Here is a 17122-nt window from a genome sequence, read left to right as displayed (position 1 = left end):
TTATTTACAATCTTGTTCATTTTCTAATTGTCCGGCAAGCATCACCAAACGCCGGATGCCCTCACGCAGCACACCTTCGCTGGCAAAGGAATAGCTGAGCCGCAGCCAGGATTTCATTTCACCGAGCGGATCGCAGATTTCTCCCGGTATGAAGGAGATCGACTGTTCCATGCTGCGGTCAAACAACGCTGCCACAGAGATGGATTCCGGCAGCTTCACCCACAGGTTCAGCCCGCCCTCCGGCGCTGTCCATTCCCAGCCGGCAGACGCCAGCTCCTCCTCCACAATTTCCTTATGCACCTGGAGCGCAATGCGCAGCTTGCCGAGATGCCGCTGCAGCCGCGGCGAGGTGTAATAGTGCAGGAAAATCTTCTGGTTAAGCAGCGGAGTCCCGTTATCAGCCAGTGATTTGGCGGTAATCAGCCGCTCCATAAACGGATAACGGCAGGCAACCGCACAGATGCGCAACCCCGGAGCGACATACTTGCTGAAGCTGCTGATATAAATGACCCAGCCCTCCGTATCATAGGCAAAAAACGGCGGCGGCGGCTTCTCCCCGAAATACATATCGCGGAAGGGATCATCCTCCACCAGCAGGCAGCGGTACCGCTCGGCCAGTTCAACCATCAGCTTGCGCTGCCGCGCCGGAACGGTATATCCGGTCGGATTGTGATGGGTCGGATTCATGTAGAACATCCGCGGCTTGTGCCTGCGCATCAGCTCCTCCACCGCCTCCAGATCATAGCCCTGCGGTGTAATCTCCACTGGTATAAGCCGTGCACCGGCCCGGCGAAAAATATCCATGGCCACGCTGTACGTCGGCCGCTCCACCAGCACATTGTCCATCGGCCCGAGCACAATACCGGCGATCAGATTGATCGCCTGCTGCGCACCCGAGGTGATCAGCAGCTCCTGGGCCGATAGCTGCAGCCGGTGCTGATCGTGGAAATGGCGGCTCAGCGTTTCGCGCAGCTCCTCATCGCCCTGAACAGAGGAATAGGTTCCCATGACCTTCGGATAAAGGTCGAACACTTTTTTCACATAATCGGACAGGAACAGGTTCGGCAGCAGATTCGGATCAATAAGCGCCTGCGAAAATTGGTATTGGACCGGCATCCGCTGGATATCGGATAAGGGATTCGTCAGTGAATAAGTGGCTACCGATGCCCCTTCGCTTGAACCACCGCCCAGCGCCCTGTCGCCCGGAGATACATAATAACCGGATTTGTCTTTCACATAGACCTTGCCGTCCTCAGTCAGCACCCGGTAGGCCTTGAATACAGTCAGCCGGTGCACCTTCAGCTCTTCCGCCAGCAGACGGATCGAGGGCAGCTTATCATGCGCCTTCCATTCTCCACGTTCCATCCGGTTCAGGATGAATTCGCAGACCTGGCGGAACAAGGGATGGCTTTGGTCCGTTCCCGTAGCTTTTTTCATCGTAATCCACCCTCCCTGTGATAACCGCATATTGCAGCCTATTCTGCCAATCCTCTTTCCCGTATTGTACCTCATTATTCCTCTCATCTGTTCTGCTGTCTGCAATCTGTTCTGTCCCCACCCCTATATGATTAACAAAATGATTCTACTAGGCTGCCATATTAACTTTACAAAGGGGAACTGGATATGATTCTGTTGGCTTACTCTCTTGTCTGTCTGATCTTCGGCACTACCTTTTTAGCGATTAAAATTGGTGTGGATGCCGGAGCGCCGCCTTTTTTCTCAGCAGGAATCCGTTTCTTTATGGCAGGAGCAATATTGTTCCTCTGGATGGTCTGGAAAGGCAAAGCAAGCTTCTCCCTGCTACTGCGCAAAGAGATGCTGTTCACCGGCGCCGCACTGACCTTCGGAACCTTCGCCGGGCTGTACTGGGCAGAGCAACATGTATCCTCCGGGCTTGCCGCCGTGCTGTCAGCTACCGGACCGATGATGATTCTGCTGCTGCAGACCGCTTTGTTCCGTCAAAAAGCTCCGTCGTATTCGATCTACGGCTGTATCATCGGCTTCACCGGCGTTCTGCTGCTGGTTCTGCCCAGTCTGGCGATTGATGTCTCCCCCTTGTGGCTCATCGGCTGCGCTGCTGTGCTGATTGGGGAATGCTGCTATGCGGCGGGGGCAATTTACTCCAAAAAAGTAACCACAACCTTTTCCGAGGTTTCACCCGTCGCGTTGAATGCAGCACAAATGATATATGGCGGAGCGCTCCTGTTCATCCTGTCGCTTTTCACCGAAAATGTGCATCCCGGGTTTCTGCTCTCGTTCAAAACCGCTGGCTCACTGCTCTACCTGACCGTTATCGGCTCCATGGTTGGACACACCTTGTTCTACTGGCTCGTCGCCAAGACTAATCCCGTCTTTCCATCGACTTGGCTGTATATTTCTCCGCCGATCGCCGTCGGTGTGGGTCTTGTATTCTACGGGGAAGCAGTAAGCTGGATAACCGTCCTCGGGGTATTCACCATCATTGCCGGAACCGTGCTTGTGAATGCGGGAGCGCTGAAACAGCTGATTTTCAAACAAAAACCGCCTGCCCCGATTCTTCAAAAAGGAAGCATTGAGGCTCTTCCACAGGAATAAATATTGTATATTTCCTAAACAAGAGAACAGCCTGGACCCCTGAAAAAAAATGGGCTCCAGGCTTTTCTGTTGTTCTCTTCCCTATTTCTCAGCTCAGTTCATTACCGCTCCTCATGGCTGAAATGAAAATTCAAAAAAAATATTATATATGACATACTATATGTTGCATAATTGATTATTATTGCGTATTATATAACCAAGTTAGGGGATTTTATTACCATTAGGACGTCTAATTGAAAGGGGGATCTTGCTTAACAGAACTCCTTTTCTATAGAGGAGCACCTGATTGTATCCGGAAAGTGGAGGAAACCTGTGATTGAACTGACATCCCGTCAAATGCAAATCATTGACATTGTAAAAAAAAGAGCGCCGATTACCGGCGACCAAATTGCGGAAACCCTGAATCTCAGCCGGCCGACCATCCGCAACGACCTGTCCATCCTGGTCATGCTGGAATACATTGATGCCAAGCCAAAGGTCGGATATTTCCCCGGCAAGAAAGCAGCTCAGCGTCAAGGCAGCAGCTCTCTGCTGCAGGAAACCAGAGTCAGGGATATCCAGAGCATCCCGATTATTATCCGCGAGACGACAACCATTCAGGATGCCGTGGTTACGCTGTTCCTGCAGGATGTCGGCACGCTTATTATTTGCGATGGCGACGGCAAACTGGCCGGTGTCGCCTCACGCAAAGATTTTCTGAAGGTAACGCTCGGCAATCCCGGCGCAGTATCCATGCCGGTGAGTATGGTAATGACCCGCCAGCCCAAGGTAGTAACCGTTTCTCCCGATGACCCGGTGCTTGAGGCCGCGCATAAAATGATTGTTCACGAGGTAGACAGTCTGCCGGTGGTTGTGCCCAGCGGCACGGAGGAAACCGGCCCCAAGCTTGACGTGGTAGGGCGCCTGACCAAAACCTCCATCGTAAAGCTTCTCCTCGATCTAGAAGCCAAAGGATAACGGAGGAATCTAAACGCATGGAGCAATCTTCACACTTCATTACGATCTGCTCAGATTCGATAGGAGATACGGCGGAGGCGGTTGTGCAGGCTGTCATTCACCAATTTCAGAATCAGCGGGTTACCATCAGAAGATACGGCAATGTAAGACATGAGGACGAACTGCGGAAACTGATGGAGGAAACGGCGCAGCTGCAAGGTTTTGTCGCCTATACACTGGTCCAGCCGGAGCTCCGGGAGATGATCCGTGAAGAGGCTGTCCGGCTGGACCTGAGGATTGTCGATATTATGGGCCCGATGATGCAGGCCTTCATCGACACTTTCGACGATGCGCCTCAGGCCCGGCCGGGACTACTGCATCAGCTCGACGAAGATTATTTCCAGCGGATCGAAGCGATCGAATTCACGGTTGCCAGTGATGACGGACGCGATCTTGGCGCGATGCTTAAGGCCGATATTGTGCTGCTCGGCATGTCCCGCACCTCCAAGACTCCGCTCAGCATTTTTCTGGCCCACCGGGGCAAGAAGGTCGTCAATTACCCTGTTGTCCCCGAGATTGGCCCGCCGCAGCAGTTGATGAGTCTGCCGCCGAACCGGATCATCGGCCTTACGATGAAGCCGGAATATATGCTGAAGATCCGTTCGGAACGCCTTAAGATGCTGGGGTTGCCGGCAGGCTCCCAATATGCCAGCCTTGAACGCATTCAGGAAGAGACGGAGTATGCAGCAGGGCTTTTTGCCAAGCTGGGCTGCCCCGTCATAGATATTACGAACAAAGCCATTGAGGAGACAGCGGGAATTATTATGGGGTATATCTCCGATTCTCCGGAAACACCGGAAACATCCACACTAAAAATGTAATGGAGGGAAAGCATATGGAACGCGAATTGGCACTGGAGATTGTACGGGTAACTGAATTGGGCGCTTTATCCTCGGCCCGCTGGATTGGCCGGGGCGATAAACATGCGGCGGATGATGCTGCTACGACTGCTATCCGTTCCATGTTCGATTCCGTCTCCATTGACGGGACTGTCGTCATTGGCGAAGGCGAGATGGATGAGGCACCGATGCTCTATATCGGAGAACGGGTCGGGAACAAAAGTGGCCCTTCCGTTGATGTGGCTGTTGATCCGCTGGAGGGCACCGAGGTGGTAGCCTGCGGACTGCACAACGCCCAGTCGGTGATTGCCATTGCCGACCGGGGCAGCCTGCTGCATGCTCCCGACATTTATATGGAGAAGCTCGCCTGCGGCCCCGAGCTGGCCGGCAGGCTCAGCCTCGCAGATCCTGCCGGGGTTACGCTGCGCAAGGCCAGCATGATCACCGGCAAATCGCTCTCCGAGCTGACGGTGATGGTGCTTGACCGCAAGCGGCATGAGGAGCTGATCCGCAGCCTGCGCGAAGCGGGCGTACGGATCAAGCTGATCGGCCACGGCGATGTGGCCGGGGCTATCGCCGCCGCGCTGCCGGACAGCGATGTGGATCTGTACATGGGCTCCGGCGGGGCGCCCGAAGGCGTGCTTGCTGCCGCCGCGCTGAAATGCCTCGGCGGAGAGCTCCAGGGAAGACTGCTGCCGGAGGGCCCTTTTGAGATGCAGCGCTGCCTGCATATGGGCATCGACAATCCGACACGCATTCTGTCCATGGAGGATATGGTCGGGACGGGCGATGTTATCTTTGCCGCTACCGGGGTCACCTCCGGTGAATTCCTGAACGGAGTCCGCTTCATCGGCAAGGAACGCGCCGAGACACATTCTGTCATCATGCGGTCACAGAGCCGGACGATCCGTTATATCCGCAGCATCCACTTCCTGCCCGGCAAGGAGATTCCGCAGGGCTACTCGGCCAGACCGAATGCGGCTTTTATGTAAAGAGCCTAACCTGTAGCGCAGAGGATATTCCTTCATAACATCAAAACAAGGTTTCCCCGGGGCCCGAAAAGGACCTTGGGGAAACCTTGTTTTGAGTTATAGTGACCGGAGTTAAACAGGAAACTTTCGCTTAATGCATCCGGCTGTGGTCTCTCAGCAGTTCATCGCTGGAATCGAGCTTCACCTTGCCTGTTTTGTCCACCCGGGCTTCCTCGCGTTTCACTGTATCCTTAACCTGTTCAGTGCCCTGGACTTCACGCTTATGAATATCCACTTCACCGGTAACTACCGTGTTCTTGCGGACCTCGACTTGCTCTTCACTTACAGGAATGCGGATTGTCTCATCTTTTCCGATGGGGGTATCCGTAGAGTCATTATTGACAGATCTTCGCTCAATTACAATCTCCTCATGGGTAACCGGTACATTGATCGTCTTCTGCTCTTCAATAATTTCCTTGCGCACCTGGACTTCACCGGTCTGCACCTTGTTCTTGGACACATCCAGCTGTTCCTCACGCAGGCGCAGCTTGCGGGCTTCATCCTCATCCGTGAATGGATCTGATCCGGTTCGATCCAAATTCGCTATGCCATCCGGAGTTCCGGAATATACATCCCCTGTCATTCCCGGCCGGTTCACATCATCCAGCGCCCGTGTTTCAGGAAGATCATGAACAGGAGCAGAATTCATTGTATCCAGCCCCGTATCCTGACGTCCCTCCAGCCCTGATCCGTTAAATGCAGCATCCACTGTGTCTGTTACAGAATTGCGGGCCGTCCCCGTAACATCTCCTGCTGCCATATTATCATCCATATAACGGTCGGCATTGGCTGAATTGTGGCTGCGGAACACAGAATATACCTCTTCGGCCCGTGTATTATCCACATCCACCATAACCAGAATACGACCTTCATCTACATAATTATCATAACTTTCCGCTTCATCCTCAGGAATGCCGAGACCAATCAGTCCACCGACCAGTCCGCCGGTTCCTGCACCAACAGCAGCTCCTGCCAATGTCGCGGCAATCGGTCCTGCGGCGAGTATCGGTCCAATTCCCGGTATGGCCAGCGCCCCGATTCCTGCAAGAAGCCCGGTGACACCGCCCAGCAAACCGCCGGTAGCCGCACCGGATGCCATACCTTCTGGCGCCTTGGTGCCCATCTCATTGTTAATCGCGTCAACATCATCTTTGTTTCTGGCAATCACGGAGATATCCTCTGTCAGAAATCCTTGGTTCTTCAAGTCTTCAATTGCCCGTGAAGCTTCATGCTCGGTATAAAATACACCTACTATTTTCTTATTCATAACGATTCCCTCCTGATAGTTAAAGTTTGATGTTGCATAATCATTCTTTCATAGCTCTTAATTAACCAATCGATCATGCGCTAAACTGCTTTACTTTAAATTCAAAGGAGAGTCCTCAATTATATTTCTCAAACAGGAAATACTCTGGGAAATAAGGGAAATGACACTTTTTGTTCAAACATCTGCTTGGAAAGTCAACTAATCTAACACTAATCTCCCGGATTTATCCTATATATGTAGCCTTTGAGAACAATGCTCTCTACCTCATTACAGAGTTTGCAAAAGAGACTATACTCCTCCTAAAGATACGTCCACATTTCCCACAAGATCGAGGAGGCTTAACCATGAATATGCGTTTAAAGGTGTTAAAAAAACATCTGCTCTTCTGCTGCAGCGAGCACTGCAACAATCAGGAGGTAGAGGATGTTATGCAGGCATTCAAGGAACAGCTGGTAGAGCAAGGCATCCATAAAACGGTTAAAATCAACAAAACCAGCTGTCTCGGGCTATGCGGCAACGGACCGTTTGTTATCGTCTACCCTGACGGCATCTGGTACTACAATGTGACGACAGACGATGTTCCGCGCATCGTGGAAGAGCATCTGGTAAACGGCGAGCCTGTGGAAGATCTGGTGATGCTGAAAATGGAGGCTTAATCCAGCCTGCTCTGCGAGTCCCTCCCCCTCCAAAAGGGGGCTGGGACTTTTTGCGGTTTATCCGCCGTTTCGAATCTATTGTATAATGGGAGCATATCCCGGGCGTTGTCCAGGACAACCTCATACAGGAAAGAGGCTGAAGCATGGCCATATTCAAATATAATTCACAGCGTCCGTTCCGGGGGAATTCCGATCTGCATCTTCATTATTGGGGACGGGAGCAGTGTGCCCCCGGTCATACCGTTGGACCCTGTGTACGCGATTTGTACAAAATCCATTTCATCCACGAAGGTACCGGCAAGGTGACCGTCGGTGAAGAGACACATACACTTCAGGCGGGTCAGGCCTTTCTGACCTATCCGCATATCGTGACTTATTACGCGGCTGACCTGAATACGCCTTGGAATTATTCATGGATAGCTTTTACCGGAGAAGAAATTGAACACTTGCTGTCCAAAACCTCGCTGTCGCCGGAGCATCCCGTCTTTCCGATGGATGAACTGCTTATGCCCTCACTGTATGATCGGCTGACAGAGGCAGCGGACCGCAGTGATTGCCTGAATCTGCCGCTCAAAGCGATGATGTATGAGTTCTTCTCTCTCCTGCTGAGCAAGGTACCGGCGGCCAAGGATATATTCCCGATTCCGCGCCAAAAAAGCATTTACGTCGAGCAATGTCTCCATTTCCTGCATGCCCATTACTGTGAAAATTTCACGATGGAGATGATGTCATCTTCCCTTAGGCTGGACCGTAAATACGTATCCGCATTATTTAAACGGGCCATCGGCCTTCCGCCGCAGCAGTATTTGCTAAATTACCGGATCGCCAAGGCCTGCGAGCTGCTGACAGAAACCGATTGTACCATCGGTGAGATCTCGCGTTCCGTCGGTTATCAGGACCCGCTGCTCTTCTCCCGCATGTTTAAGAAGGTCAAGGGATGTTCCCCCAAAGGATACCGCCTCCAGCATGCCGATAATGACATTGTTCTATAAACTTCTTCCTTGCTGACATACGTTTGTCGCCGTGCTTTCGCTACAATAGGAACGTACCCGGCAATGTAGTAAACGCTTCCGAAGCGAGTTTTGTACGAAGTGACACAAGGAAGCTGATGCTTACAAAACTTAGTGATGCTTCCGAAGCGAGTTTTATTGCGAAGGATGTATGAAAGTAATGCTCCATAAAACTTAGCTTACGCTTCCGAGGCAAGTTTTGTACGAAGTGACACGAGGAAGCTGATGCTTACAAAACTTTTAGGAGGAAAACAAATTGTACAACGCGAATCCTGAACGCTATGACCAGATGAAATATAACCGCACCGGCCGAAGCGGCCTGCTCCTGCCTGCCATTTCACTCGGGCTGTGGCATAACTTTGGCGGCAATGACGTCTTTGAGAACGGCCGCGCAATGGTCCGGCGGGCCTTCGATCTGGGAATTACCCATTTTGACCTCGCCAACAACTATGGTCCGCCCGCAGGTTCTGCCGAGGAGAGTTTCGGCCAAATTCTTAAGAAGGACTTCACTACTTACCGTGATGAGCTGATCATCTCCAGCAAAGCCGGATATTATATGTGGCCCGGCCCTTATGGCGAATGGGGCTCGAAGAAAAACCTCGTCGCAAGTCTTGATCAGAGTCTGAAGCGGATGGGCCTTGATTATGTGGATATTTACTATCATCACCGTCCGGACCCGAACACGCCGCTGGAGGAAACCATGAGTGCGCTGGATCTCCTGGTGCGCCAAGGCAAAGCGCTGTATGTCGGCATTTCCAACTACAGTGCCGAGCAGGCGCGCGAGGCCGCTCAAATCCTCCGCCGTCTGGGCACACCTTGCCTGATTCACCAGCCCAACTACTCCATGATGTCCCGCTGGATTGAAGACGGCCTGCAGGATGTGCTTGCCGAAGAAGGCATCGGCACCATCGCCTTCTCACCGCTGCAAAAAGGCATCCTGACCGACCGTTATCTGAACGGAATTACTGCGGATTCCCGCGCAGCTGGCCCCAGCGTATTCCTCTCAGAGAAGGAAATTACCGAAGAGGTCATCGTTAAGGTACGCAAGCTGAATGAGCTGGCAGCCGCACGCGGCCAGAAGATGTCGCAGCTCGCCTTGTCGTGGGTGCTTCGCGGCGGCAAAGTCACCTCGGCACTGATTGGCGCAAGCAAGGTAAGCCAGATCGAAGATGCCGTGGCATCCTTGAACGCCCCTGAGCTAAGCGCGGAAGAGCTGGAACAAATCGAAAAGATTTTGCAGGGATAACCCGGAGCTTAATCCTAAAGACGGCAATCGCGCCCATACAGCCAGCTGGCTAGACGGCGCGCAATGGCCGTCTTTTGGCATAGGAATGGTATAATGGACACAAAAACAGCACAGAAAGGGTTGCAGAATGAACAAAAACCGTTTGGGCCAATCCGATTTATATGTAAGTGCCATGGGCCTTGGCTGCATGTCCCTGGGGACCGATAAGACTCATGCTGCGGCGATCATTCACGAAGCGCTGGAGCAGGGCATTAATTTCCTGGATACTGCGGATCTATATGATGAGGGACGGAATGAAGAAATCATCGGCAACGCGGTGCGCCATCGGCGTGCGGACGTCATCCTGGCTACGAAGGTCGGCAACCGCAGAATCCCCGGCAAAGAAGGCTGGAGCTGGGACCCTTCCAAGGCCTATATTAAATCAGCAGTAAAAGAGAGCCTTCGCCGGCTGCAGACAGATTATATCGATCTCTATCAGCTGCACGGAGGAACGATCCAGGACCCCATCGACGAGACGATAGAGGCTTTTGAAGAATTGAAGCAGGAAGGCCTCATCCGTTATTACGGGATCTCCTCGATCCGCCCCAATGTGATCCGGGAATACGTGCAGCGCTCCGCTATTATTAGTGTGATGAGCCAATACAGCATCCTGGACAGACGGCCCGAGGAAGAGATCCTGCCTTTACTGGCGGAGCATGGAATCAGCCTGATCGCCCGGGGGCCGCTGGCCGGAGGCATATTGACCGAGCAAGGTCGCAGCCGGACAGGCAAGGCGTACCTTGATTATGAAACCGGGGAACTGCCTGGGCTGCAGGAGCATTTGATGAAGCAATCCGCCGGTTCCCGCACCCTGACGCAAACAGCGCTTCACTATCCGCTGGCGCATCCCGCTGTGGCCGCGATCATCCCCGGCGCGAGCAGTCTGGAGCAGCTGCAGCTGAATATTGCAGCCGCCACGGCCTCCCCGCTCTCTCCGCAGGAGCTTGAGGCCGTCCGTCGCGTAAGCAAACCAAACCGCTACACTGTACACCTTTAATTCAATACACGAAGAAGAGGCTATCCCTTGACTGTTGCCGCAGCCGGGATAGCCTCTTCTTCATTGAACTCTGCTGAATTGGGCCAATGTCTATAATGTCCTCTACGTCAGCCAAAAAACTGCGTAATATACAGCATTGCGAGCAATCCGAAGATAAACGAATAGGTGGAGGGCCGCTCATAGCCATGACCATGACTCTCGGGAATCAGCTCCTTATAGACGATGAAGAGCATGGCTCCGGCAGCAAAAGCCAGTCCGTAACCTACGGCATTATGCAAATAGCTGGCCGTGCAATAACCAATGACTGCCGACACCATCTCCATAAGCCCGGTTAAACCGGCCATAAATAATGCTTTTCGCCGGGTTGCCTGCGAATTCATCAGGAAGATGGCCAAAATCAGTCCCTCCGGCATATTTTGCGCACCAATGGCAATTGCCACCATAGGACCCAGGCTGGCCTGCTCGCTGGCATAGCTGAAACCTGTGCTGAGACCCTCGGGAATGTTGTGGATGAACAATGCGATCAAAACAAGCAGCGCCTTGGAATCCATGTTGGTGAATCCGGGTTTGTTCTCCACGTCGATATGCGGGATGTTGTTCTCGATCAGATCGAGCAGCAGCACACCGGTAATCAGTCCCAGCGTCAGAGCGATGATCCCCGACTCCCTCATCGCCTGCGGCATTAGGCCAAAGGTAGACGCAGAAACCATAATTCCGGCGGTGAAGGCGACCAGCACATCCTTCCACAGCTCGGAAAGTTTTTTCACAAACAGGATGGGAACCACTCCGAGAACAGTCGCCATCGCCGATAAAAAGCTGCCAAGCAGCGCAGTCGCCAAGTCTTCAACCCCTTTTATGGACAGGACCTTTTAGACAAGCTTATGCTTGCGGCAGCTTTCATTATGTCTGCTTGTTGATTTTTCTCTAGGGTGATGGGATCAGCGGCAAGGTCATCAGGTCTTCGTCCAGATAACTGCCTTTCAGCTTCACCGCTTTCCGCTCCGTTCCGTAGCAGGTGAATCCCAGCAATTGGTACAGCCGGATGGCTGGAAGGTTATCTGAGAACACTGCCAAATTAAGGATTTCAAGTCCCGGAGACTGCTTGGCCCTCGCAATCAGCTCCGTCATCAGCAAATGCCCCAGCTTCTGCTTCCGTGCCGAGGGACTCACATACATGGCGTATACATTGCCTTTATGGCTGATCTTGTCTCTGCTCTCACGGACAAATGTGACTACACCAACCAGTTCCTCCCTCCTATTAAAGCCGCCAAGTGTGAATTTGCCGTCCACCGCCTGAAGCCTGGCCCGGGTTGTCTCTATCGGCATTCCCGACTCCGCTTCATAGGAGCTGAGGAAAGCCTCAGGATGGTTCAACAACGACTGCAGCCGAATCTCGCGGTATATTTCCGCATCGGCAGAATTAAGAACTCTTATGTACATAGGGGTTATCCCTCCTCGGCCTGAACTGGAATATTTATTCCAGATTATAGGCTATTTCTTTGAATTATCATAATATATTTTTTAATATTTTAAATATAAAAACCTATTTCCCCCTTCGCCTTTGCGCAATTTTATCGTTCATTACGCCTATTTTTTTACAAAAAACTACTTTTATCTACAATAAAAAGCTAATATCACTTAGGTAGACCTATTTTATTCAAAGGAGGGGTAGTCTCCTAACTATTCACCTTTACAAAAGTACTATTAAACGAAAGCTGGTGTCGTATTGAGAAGGAAGAACAAGGTACGCAGAAATACTCTTATTGTACTATTATGTATTTGTTTAAATCTAATGTCCTTTGGTCAAGCTTTTGCCGCATCCGGTGCTTCCGGGACTTCCGTTGCAGCAAAGGACATATCCGGCCACTGGTCAGAGAACGTCTTAAAAGAATGGCAGCAGCAAGGGTTACTTTCAGGCTATCAGGATGGAACCCTTCAGCCTGACCACAAGATTACCCGCGCGGAATTTGCAGCATTGATTAACAAATCTTTCGGTTATACAAACACAGCGGAAATTGCTTATAAAGATGTTAAAGCATCTAATTGGTTCTACGCGGATATTGCAAAGGCAACTGCCGCAGGATACATAAAAGGATACACTGATCAGACGTTTAGACCTAACCAGCCGCTTACCCGTGAAGAAATGGCAGCCATTGTGAGCTCTATTCTTAAGCTGAGCGCCACCGATTCACCTGCTGCATTTTCGGATACAGCTGTAGGCCACCAGTGGAGCAAGCTCCAGATTAATGCCATTGCTCAAGCCGGCCTTATGAGTGGAAATGATCAAAAATTCAGACCGCTCGACACAGCCACCAGAGCAGAAGCAGTCAGTGTGCTTGACCGGGCATTGAAGTTTGCAGCGGCCAAATCCTCTGAAAAGGTCGTTTATGACAAAGCCGGGAACTATGGCCCGGAGACAGGTCTTACTACAGTAAAGGGTTCGGTATATATTGAAGCGCCCGGAGTTGTACTGAACAACACGCTTATCACAGGTGATCTGGTGATTGGTGAAGGCGTTGGCAAAGGTGATGTGACGCTAAAGAATGTCACTGTTAAAGGCACCACTACCATTGCCGGAGGCGGTAAAAACAGTATCCACGTAGTGGATTCAGTCCTGGTAACCGTCATTGTCAATAAAAAAGACGGAAGTATCCGAATCGTTACTGAAGGTGCCAGCTCGGTTGAACAGATCACGCTGCAATCCGGCGCGCTACTGGAAGAAGGCAGCGGCACAGGCAGCGGCTTCGGCAATGTCGATCTCTCCGCAGCAATTCCGGCAAATGCACAGGTGTCCTTAGCCGGATCCTTCGAGACGGTGGATGTTATGGCAACCTCCATTCAAGTAAACCTGAGTTCCGGTTCGATCGGCCAGCTTCAAGTGGCTCCCGGCGCCGGAAATACGGGAATTGACATTACAGGCGGAGCCCGCATCAATGCTCTAATTCTAAATGCCATTGCCAGAGTAACCGGAACAGGCTCCATTGGCACTGCCTCTATCAATGCCAACGGTTCAACTCTTGCCCAGACTCCTGAGCATGTAACCTACGGCAATAATGCTACAGCTGTCATCGGCACTCCGGTTGTTTCCGGAGGCGGCTCATCCGGCGGTTCGTCCGGTGGTTCATCTGGTGGTTCATCCGGCGGTTCAAACGGCGGTTCAAACGGCGGTTCAAACGGCGGTTCAAACGGCAGCAATCCAGGCACTGTGACAGAGACAGTGTATGGCTTCGAAGGCATAATTACGGATGTAGACGATCAGCCCGTAGCAGATATGACAATCCATTTCCGTAGAGGCCTCGGAGCAACTACAGGCGAAATCGCAGCAACTGTGGTTACGGATGCGGCAGGTAAATATTTTGCCAATCTGGCCCCTGGCGTTTACACCGGTGAATTATCGAAATCCGGATTTATTACTACTCACGTTGTTGGTGCTTCGCTGAGCACTCATAAGAATATTAACCAGAATGCCACAGCAATCAAAATCCCAGCCAGCGACGAAATTCGAATTGTACTCACTTGGGACTTGCTTCCGCTGGATGAAGATTCACATCTGATTGGCGCTGCACCCAATAATAAGTCATTCCATACCTGGTACGGCGATAGAGTATATAGTTATAATAATCAAACTTATGCCGATCTGGACCATGATGATGTAGATTCTTACGGCCCGGAGACGACCACCATTCGTAAACGTGTGGATGGAAAGTACACCTTCTTCGTTCACAACTTCAGCGGAAACGGCACAGCCCAAGCGAACACTTTAACCGCTTCCGGTGCCAAAGTAGAAATTTACAACGGCCACAATGCTACGCCTGTTAAAACGTACCACATTCCTGTTACAGACACCAAGATGCTATACTGGTACGTTTTTGATATGAACATATCCGGCAGCGAATTGACCTTTGTGGACAAGAACATGCTGACAGACACGGCTCCAAAGTCTGATCTTGATCAAGACAATGGTCAGGATACTGAGAGTCCTACTGTTAATACAAACTTCCTGAGTGTAGAAAATCATGCCGGTGCCAATGACGTTGTAAATGTGAGAAGCCTTGCACCCGGAGATGTGGTTTCTGTCTACGCAGACGAGATTGACCACAGCCAGTTATTGCAAACTGCAACAGTGGCCGAAGGCTCAACCAGCGTTAAGCTGACAGGTCTTGATTTCGGTGCAGACAGCACCACTGTCTATATTTCCTTAAAGAAACCGAACCATTCGGAGAGCCATGCTGTACCTATATCTGTCTACTCGGAAGCACAATATGCTGAACTGGAAACAACGGTCGCCGCTTCATTTAAGGATAAAGTACTGCCTGGCACAATGACTGTGGGAGATGTCGTTTATCTGCCTGATCCACAGCAGCCGCTGCCAAGGGACCTCCGCGTAACTGTATTGAATTATGATGGCCCATCCACAGTGACTGATGATGTATACATCCTAAGAGATTACGCGGTATGGTACATGAATTACAACGGCACCGCAAATCCTGTCGACTATAGCATCAAACTGGAATTAAAACGCGACTTTTCCGCGGTTACCAAAGAAATTATTATTACGGTTCCTAGTGTATTCACCGCGCTGCCTGATTCTATTGAACTAGCCGATAAAATGCTGCTGGATGGCTCAACTCATCCCGGCCTTGCGGAAGCTGTAACTGCTGCCAAAGCCGTTATAAACAACACCGAAGCAACTGCGGCAGATTGGCTCGAAGCCATAAAAGCTCTTCATGAAATTTTTAATCAGATTGCAAGAGAAAACGAATAGTTCATTAAGCAGATTCAAGTATACGTACAAATTAACACCAAACAGCCAGGCTTCCCGGAGCCTGGCTGTTTGGTGTAGCTATAGCTTCTCCGTTTTGTTATAGCTTCTGCGTATGATTTCCGACTTTTGCTGCAATGAGGAATAACGTAATCAAGCACCTGAGATCCCGGAATGCTAGACAGTACTGGATTATGTAATTAAAAAGCAGTGGTTCAGACTGGAGCCCTACGCCTCCCGGGTATCACCCATCGCCTTCTGCTCTTGTATGATTGCAGAAAATACAGCAGAATTGCTCAATCTCCAGCCAAAAAAGGAATCTGCTGCATTTCCTGCAGTAGATTCTAGGCAGGATGAGGTCTGTGGCTATGCTCAGAAGGATAGTTGTACTCTGTGCAGCTAAAACGCACAAATCACGCCCCTCTCAGGAGTTAGATGTATTTCGTACACTTAAAATTCGCAATTCGAGTCATTTACGCTAGATCACGCAAAAATAAATGTACGGAGTGCAACTATCTGTAATTTGTCTTAAAACCCCCTGGATTTAGTTGTACGAAGTACACTTAGCAGACTTCAACTGCTAATGTTTCTGCACTCACTCCAATTTATACTACTGCTGTTAACCTTACTATTGCCGCTTTCACCTCGCAACCAATCACCGGCTCACCTGCTGATGCTTTAATCCTCCGGCGCCGCTTCCTCACTCCTACTCAATTCCTGCGTCCCTCAATCACCCGCTATTCAAATAGACTCAAATACCGTCCCAGGCTATTTGCCTCCAGCTCCTCCTTGGGAATAAACCGCAGTGCAGCGGAGTTGATGCGGTAGTGCTGCTTCGTTGGCTCCGGGCCGTCGTGGAACAGATGTCCCACATAGGCTCCGCTCAGCCTGCTCCGCAGCGCCGTCCGTACTTGACCGCTGCTGTAGTCCGCTTCCCTGCGGATCAGCCCCTCCTCAATAGGTCTGGTAAAAGCGGGCCAGCCGGTGCCGGAATCGAATTTATCGGCTGAGCTGAACAGCGGATCGCTGCTCAGCACGTCAACATACAGCCCTTCACGGAAATGGTCCCAATATTCATTCTGGTACGGCGGCTCCGTACCCTTGTTCTGCGTGACTTCGTATTGCAGCCCGGTCAGCTGCTTACGCAGCCGCTCCCGGTCTTCGCGGTTGTTCCAGTGCTGCTCAGCGAATTCGCCTCGGCCCGAGCCCTTCAGGTACATTTTATAATCCATCGGGTGGGTCTTATAGTAATCCTGATGTAAAGCCTCCGCCGGATAAAACGGGGCCGCAGGCAGAATCTCCGTCACAATCGGAGCTTTGAACCGCTTGCTTGCCTTCAGCGCCACCTTCGAGGCTTCCGCCTTCTCCCGTTGCTCTTCGCTGTGCACGAAGATCGCCGTCCGGTAGGAATAGCCCCGATCCATAAATTGCCCGCCCTTATCGGTAGGATCTATGAGCTGCCAATATATCTCCAGCAGACGCTCATACGGGAATAGCTCCGGCTCATAGGTAATCTGCACTGCCTCAATATGCCCTGTCGTCTCTGTTCCCACTTCCTCATAAGTCGGATTGACTGTATGCCCGCCGGTATAGCCAGACACCACCGAAACAATGCCCGGCAGCTCGTCGAACGGCTTGACCATACACCAGAAGCAGCCGCCGGCGAAGGTGGCGAGTTGTTGTACAGCTTTGTCTCCATTCATCC

The 17122-nt window shown here is 51.4% G+C and carries 14 protein-coding genes; 9 read left to right on the top strand and 5 right to left on the bottom strand.

Features of this window, described 5'->3' with window-relative positions; all coding sequences use genetic code 11:
- Positions 1-1437: an aminotransferase-like domain-containing protein gene (locus tag H70357_RS05660; RefSeq protein WP_038586764.1), complete on the bottom strand. Its 1437-nt coding sequence runs from the start codon at positions 1435-1437 to the stop codon at positions 1-3.
- Between the two features lie 186 nt (positions 1438-1623).
- Between H70357_RS05660 and H70357_RS05655 the strand changes: the two genes are divergently transcribed.
- The 4 genes from H70357_RS05655 to glpX all read left to right on the top strand — a co-directional run bounded on the left by H70357_RS05655 (position 1624) and on the right by glpX (position 5401).
- Positions 1624-2574 carry a DMT family transporter gene (locus H70357_RS05655; RefSeq protein ID WP_038586760.1) on the top strand — a complete coding sequence of 317 codons (951 nt, stop codon included), beginning with the start codon at positions 1624-1626 and terminating at the stop codon, positions 2572-2574.
- A gap of 336 nt (positions 2575-2910) precedes the next feature.
- Positions 2911-3531 carry a helix-turn-helix transcriptional regulator gene (locus H70357_RS05650; RefSeq protein ID WP_052092453.1) on the top strand — a complete coding sequence of 207 codons (621 nt, stop codon included), beginning with the start codon at positions 2911-2913 and terminating at the stop codon, positions 3529-3531.
- Between the two features lie 17 nt (positions 3532-3548).
- The gene (locus H70357_RS05645) at positions 3549-4391 is read left to right on the top strand and encodes a pyruvate, water dikinase regulatory protein (protein ID WP_038586753.1); all 843 of its coding nucleotides are present in this window, start codon (positions 3549-3551) and stop codon (positions 4389-4391) included.
- A 14-nt stretch (positions 4392-4405) separates the two neighbouring features.
- A complete protein-coding gene (gene glpX / locus H70357_RS05640) occupies positions 4406-5401 on the top strand; it encodes a class II fructose-bisphosphatase (RefSeq protein ID WP_038586750.1) in 996 nt (331 codons plus the stop codon).
- A 130-nt stretch (positions 5402-5531) separates the two neighbouring features.
- On the opposite strand, the gene H70357_RS05635 is transcribed toward glpX, so the two are convergent.
- Positions 5532-6707: a YsnF/AvaK domain-containing protein gene (locus tag H70357_RS05635; protein ID WP_038586747.1), complete on the bottom strand. Its 1176-nt coding sequence runs from the start codon at positions 6705-6707 to the stop codon at positions 5532-5534.
- A 344-nt stretch (positions 6708-7051) separates the two neighbouring features.
- On the opposite strand from H70357_RS05635, the gene H70357_RS05630 reads away from it, so the two are divergent.
- The 4 genes from H70357_RS05630 (at position 7052) to H70357_RS05615 (ending at position 10655) form a co-directional block, all read left to right on the top strand.
- Positions 7052-7363, top strand: coding sequence for a (2Fe-2S) ferredoxin domain-containing protein (locus H70357_RS05630; RefSeq protein WP_052091845.1), 312 nt, complete (start codon positions 7052-7054; stop codon positions 7361-7363).
- A 143-nt stretch (positions 7364-7506) separates the two neighbouring features.
- Complete coding sequence (locus H70357_RS05625) at positions 7507-8355, top strand: AraC family transcriptional regulator (protein ID WP_052091844.1); 849 nt, start codon at positions 7507-7509, stop codon at positions 8353-8355.
- A 307-nt stretch (positions 8356-8662) separates the two neighbouring features.
- The gene (locus H70357_RS05620; RefSeq protein WP_052092451.1) at positions 8663-9619 is read left to right on the top strand and encodes an aldo/keto reductase; all 957 of its coding nucleotides are present in this window, start codon (positions 8663-8665) and stop codon (positions 9617-9619) included.
- A gap of 127 nt (positions 9620-9746) precedes the next feature.
- Complete coding sequence (locus tag H70357_RS05615) at positions 9747-10655, top strand: aldo/keto reductase (protein WP_038586740.1); 909 nt, start codon at positions 9747-9749, stop codon at positions 10653-10655.
- A gap of 107 nt (positions 10656-10762) precedes the next feature.
- Here H70357_RS05615 and H70357_RS05610 read toward each other — a convergent pair whose 3' ends face one another.
- Positions 10763-11494: a ZIP family metal transporter gene (locus H70357_RS05610; protein ID WP_038586738.1), complete on the bottom strand. Its 732-nt coding sequence runs from the start codon at positions 11492-11494 to the stop codon at positions 10763-10765.
- An 85-nt stretch (positions 11495-11579) separates the two neighbouring features.
- Positions 11580-12095 carry a GNAT family N-acetyltransferase gene (locus tag H70357_RS05605; protein WP_038586734.1) on the bottom strand — a complete coding sequence of 172 codons (516 nt, stop codon included), beginning with the start codon at positions 12093-12095 and terminating at the stop codon, positions 11580-11582.
- A 352-nt stretch (positions 12096-12447) separates the two neighbouring features.
- On the opposite strand from H70357_RS05605, the gene H70357_RS05600 reads away from it, so the two are divergent.
- On the top strand, positions 12448-15420 hold the full coding sequence (locus H70357_RS05600; RefSeq protein ID WP_052091843.1) for an S-layer homology domain-containing protein: 2973 nt from the start codon (positions 12448-12450) through the stop codon (positions 15418-15420).
- A gap of 734 nt (positions 15421-16154) precedes the next feature.
- Here the strand turns inward: H70357_RS05600 and msrA are convergent.
- Positions 16155-17120, bottom strand: a complete 966-nt coding sequence (msrA, locus tag H70357_RS05595) for a peptide-methionine (S)-S-oxide reductase MsrA (RefSeq protein WP_038586730.1) — start codon at positions 17118-17120, stop codon at positions 16155-16157.
- Positions 17121-17122: the final 2 nt, after the last annotated feature.

The sequence above is a fragment of the Paenibacillus sp. FSL H7-0357 genome (genome assembly GCF_000758525.1).
In the GTDB taxonomy this organism is placed as follows: domain Bacteria; phylum Bacillota; class Bacilli; order Paenibacillales; family Paenibacillaceae; genus Paenibacillus_AQ.
Note: the sequence above shows the minus strand (reverse complement) of the source record. Positions and strands in the feature narration are given on the sequence as shown.

Bases quoted from the DNA above. Each gene is read 5' to 3' on its own strand.
- H70357_RS05605 (WP_038586734.1), bottom strand. From the start codon at position 12,095: ATGTACATAAGAGTTCTTAATTCTGCCGATGCGGAAATATACCGCGAG.
- H70357_RS05600 (WP_052091843.1), top strand. From the start codon at position 12,448: ATGTCCTTTGGTCAAGCTTTTGCCGCATCCGGTGCTTCCGGGACTTCC.
- H70357_RS05625 (WP_052091844.1), top strand. From the start codon at position 7,507: ATGGCCATATTCAAATATAATTCACAGCGTCCGTTCCGGGGGAATTCC.
- H70357_RS05660 (WP_038586764.1), bottom strand. From the start codon at position 1,437: ATGAAAAAAGCTACGGGAACGGACCAAAGCCATCCCTTGTTCCGCCAG.
- glpX (WP_038586750.1), top strand. From the start codon at position 4,406: ATGGAACGCGAATTGGCACTGGAGATTGTACGGGTAACTGAATTGGGC.
- H70357_RS05620 (WP_052092451.1), top strand. From the start codon at position 8,663: ATGAAATATAACCGCACCGGCCGAAGCGGCCTGCTCCTGCCTGCCATT.
- H70357_RS05655 (WP_038586760.1), top strand. From the start codon at position 1,624: ATGATTCTGTTGGCTTACTCTCTTGTCTGTCTGATCTTCGGCACTACC.
- H70357_RS05615 (WP_038586740.1), top strand. From the start codon at position 9,747: ATGAACAAAAACCGTTTGGGCCAATCCGATTTATATGTAAGTGCCATG.
- H70357_RS05635 (WP_038586747.1), bottom strand. From the start codon at position 6,707: ATGAATAAGAAAATAGTAGGTGTATTTTATACCGAGCATGAAGCTTCA.
- H70357_RS05645 (WP_038586753.1), top strand. From the start codon at position 3,549: ATGGAGCAATCTTCACACTTCATTACGATCTGCTCAGATTCGATAGGA.
- H70357_RS05630 (WP_052091845.1), top strand. From the start codon at position 7,052: ATGAATATGCGTTTAAAGGTGTTAAAAAAACATCTGCTCTTCTGCTGC.
- H70357_RS05650 (WP_052092453.1), top strand. From the start codon at position 2,911: ATGCAAATCATTGACATTGTAAAAAAAAGAGCGCCGATTACCGGCGAC.
- msrA (WP_038586730.1), bottom strand. From the start codon at position 17,120: ATGAATGGAGACAAAGCTGTACAACAACTCGCCACCTTCGCCGGCGGC.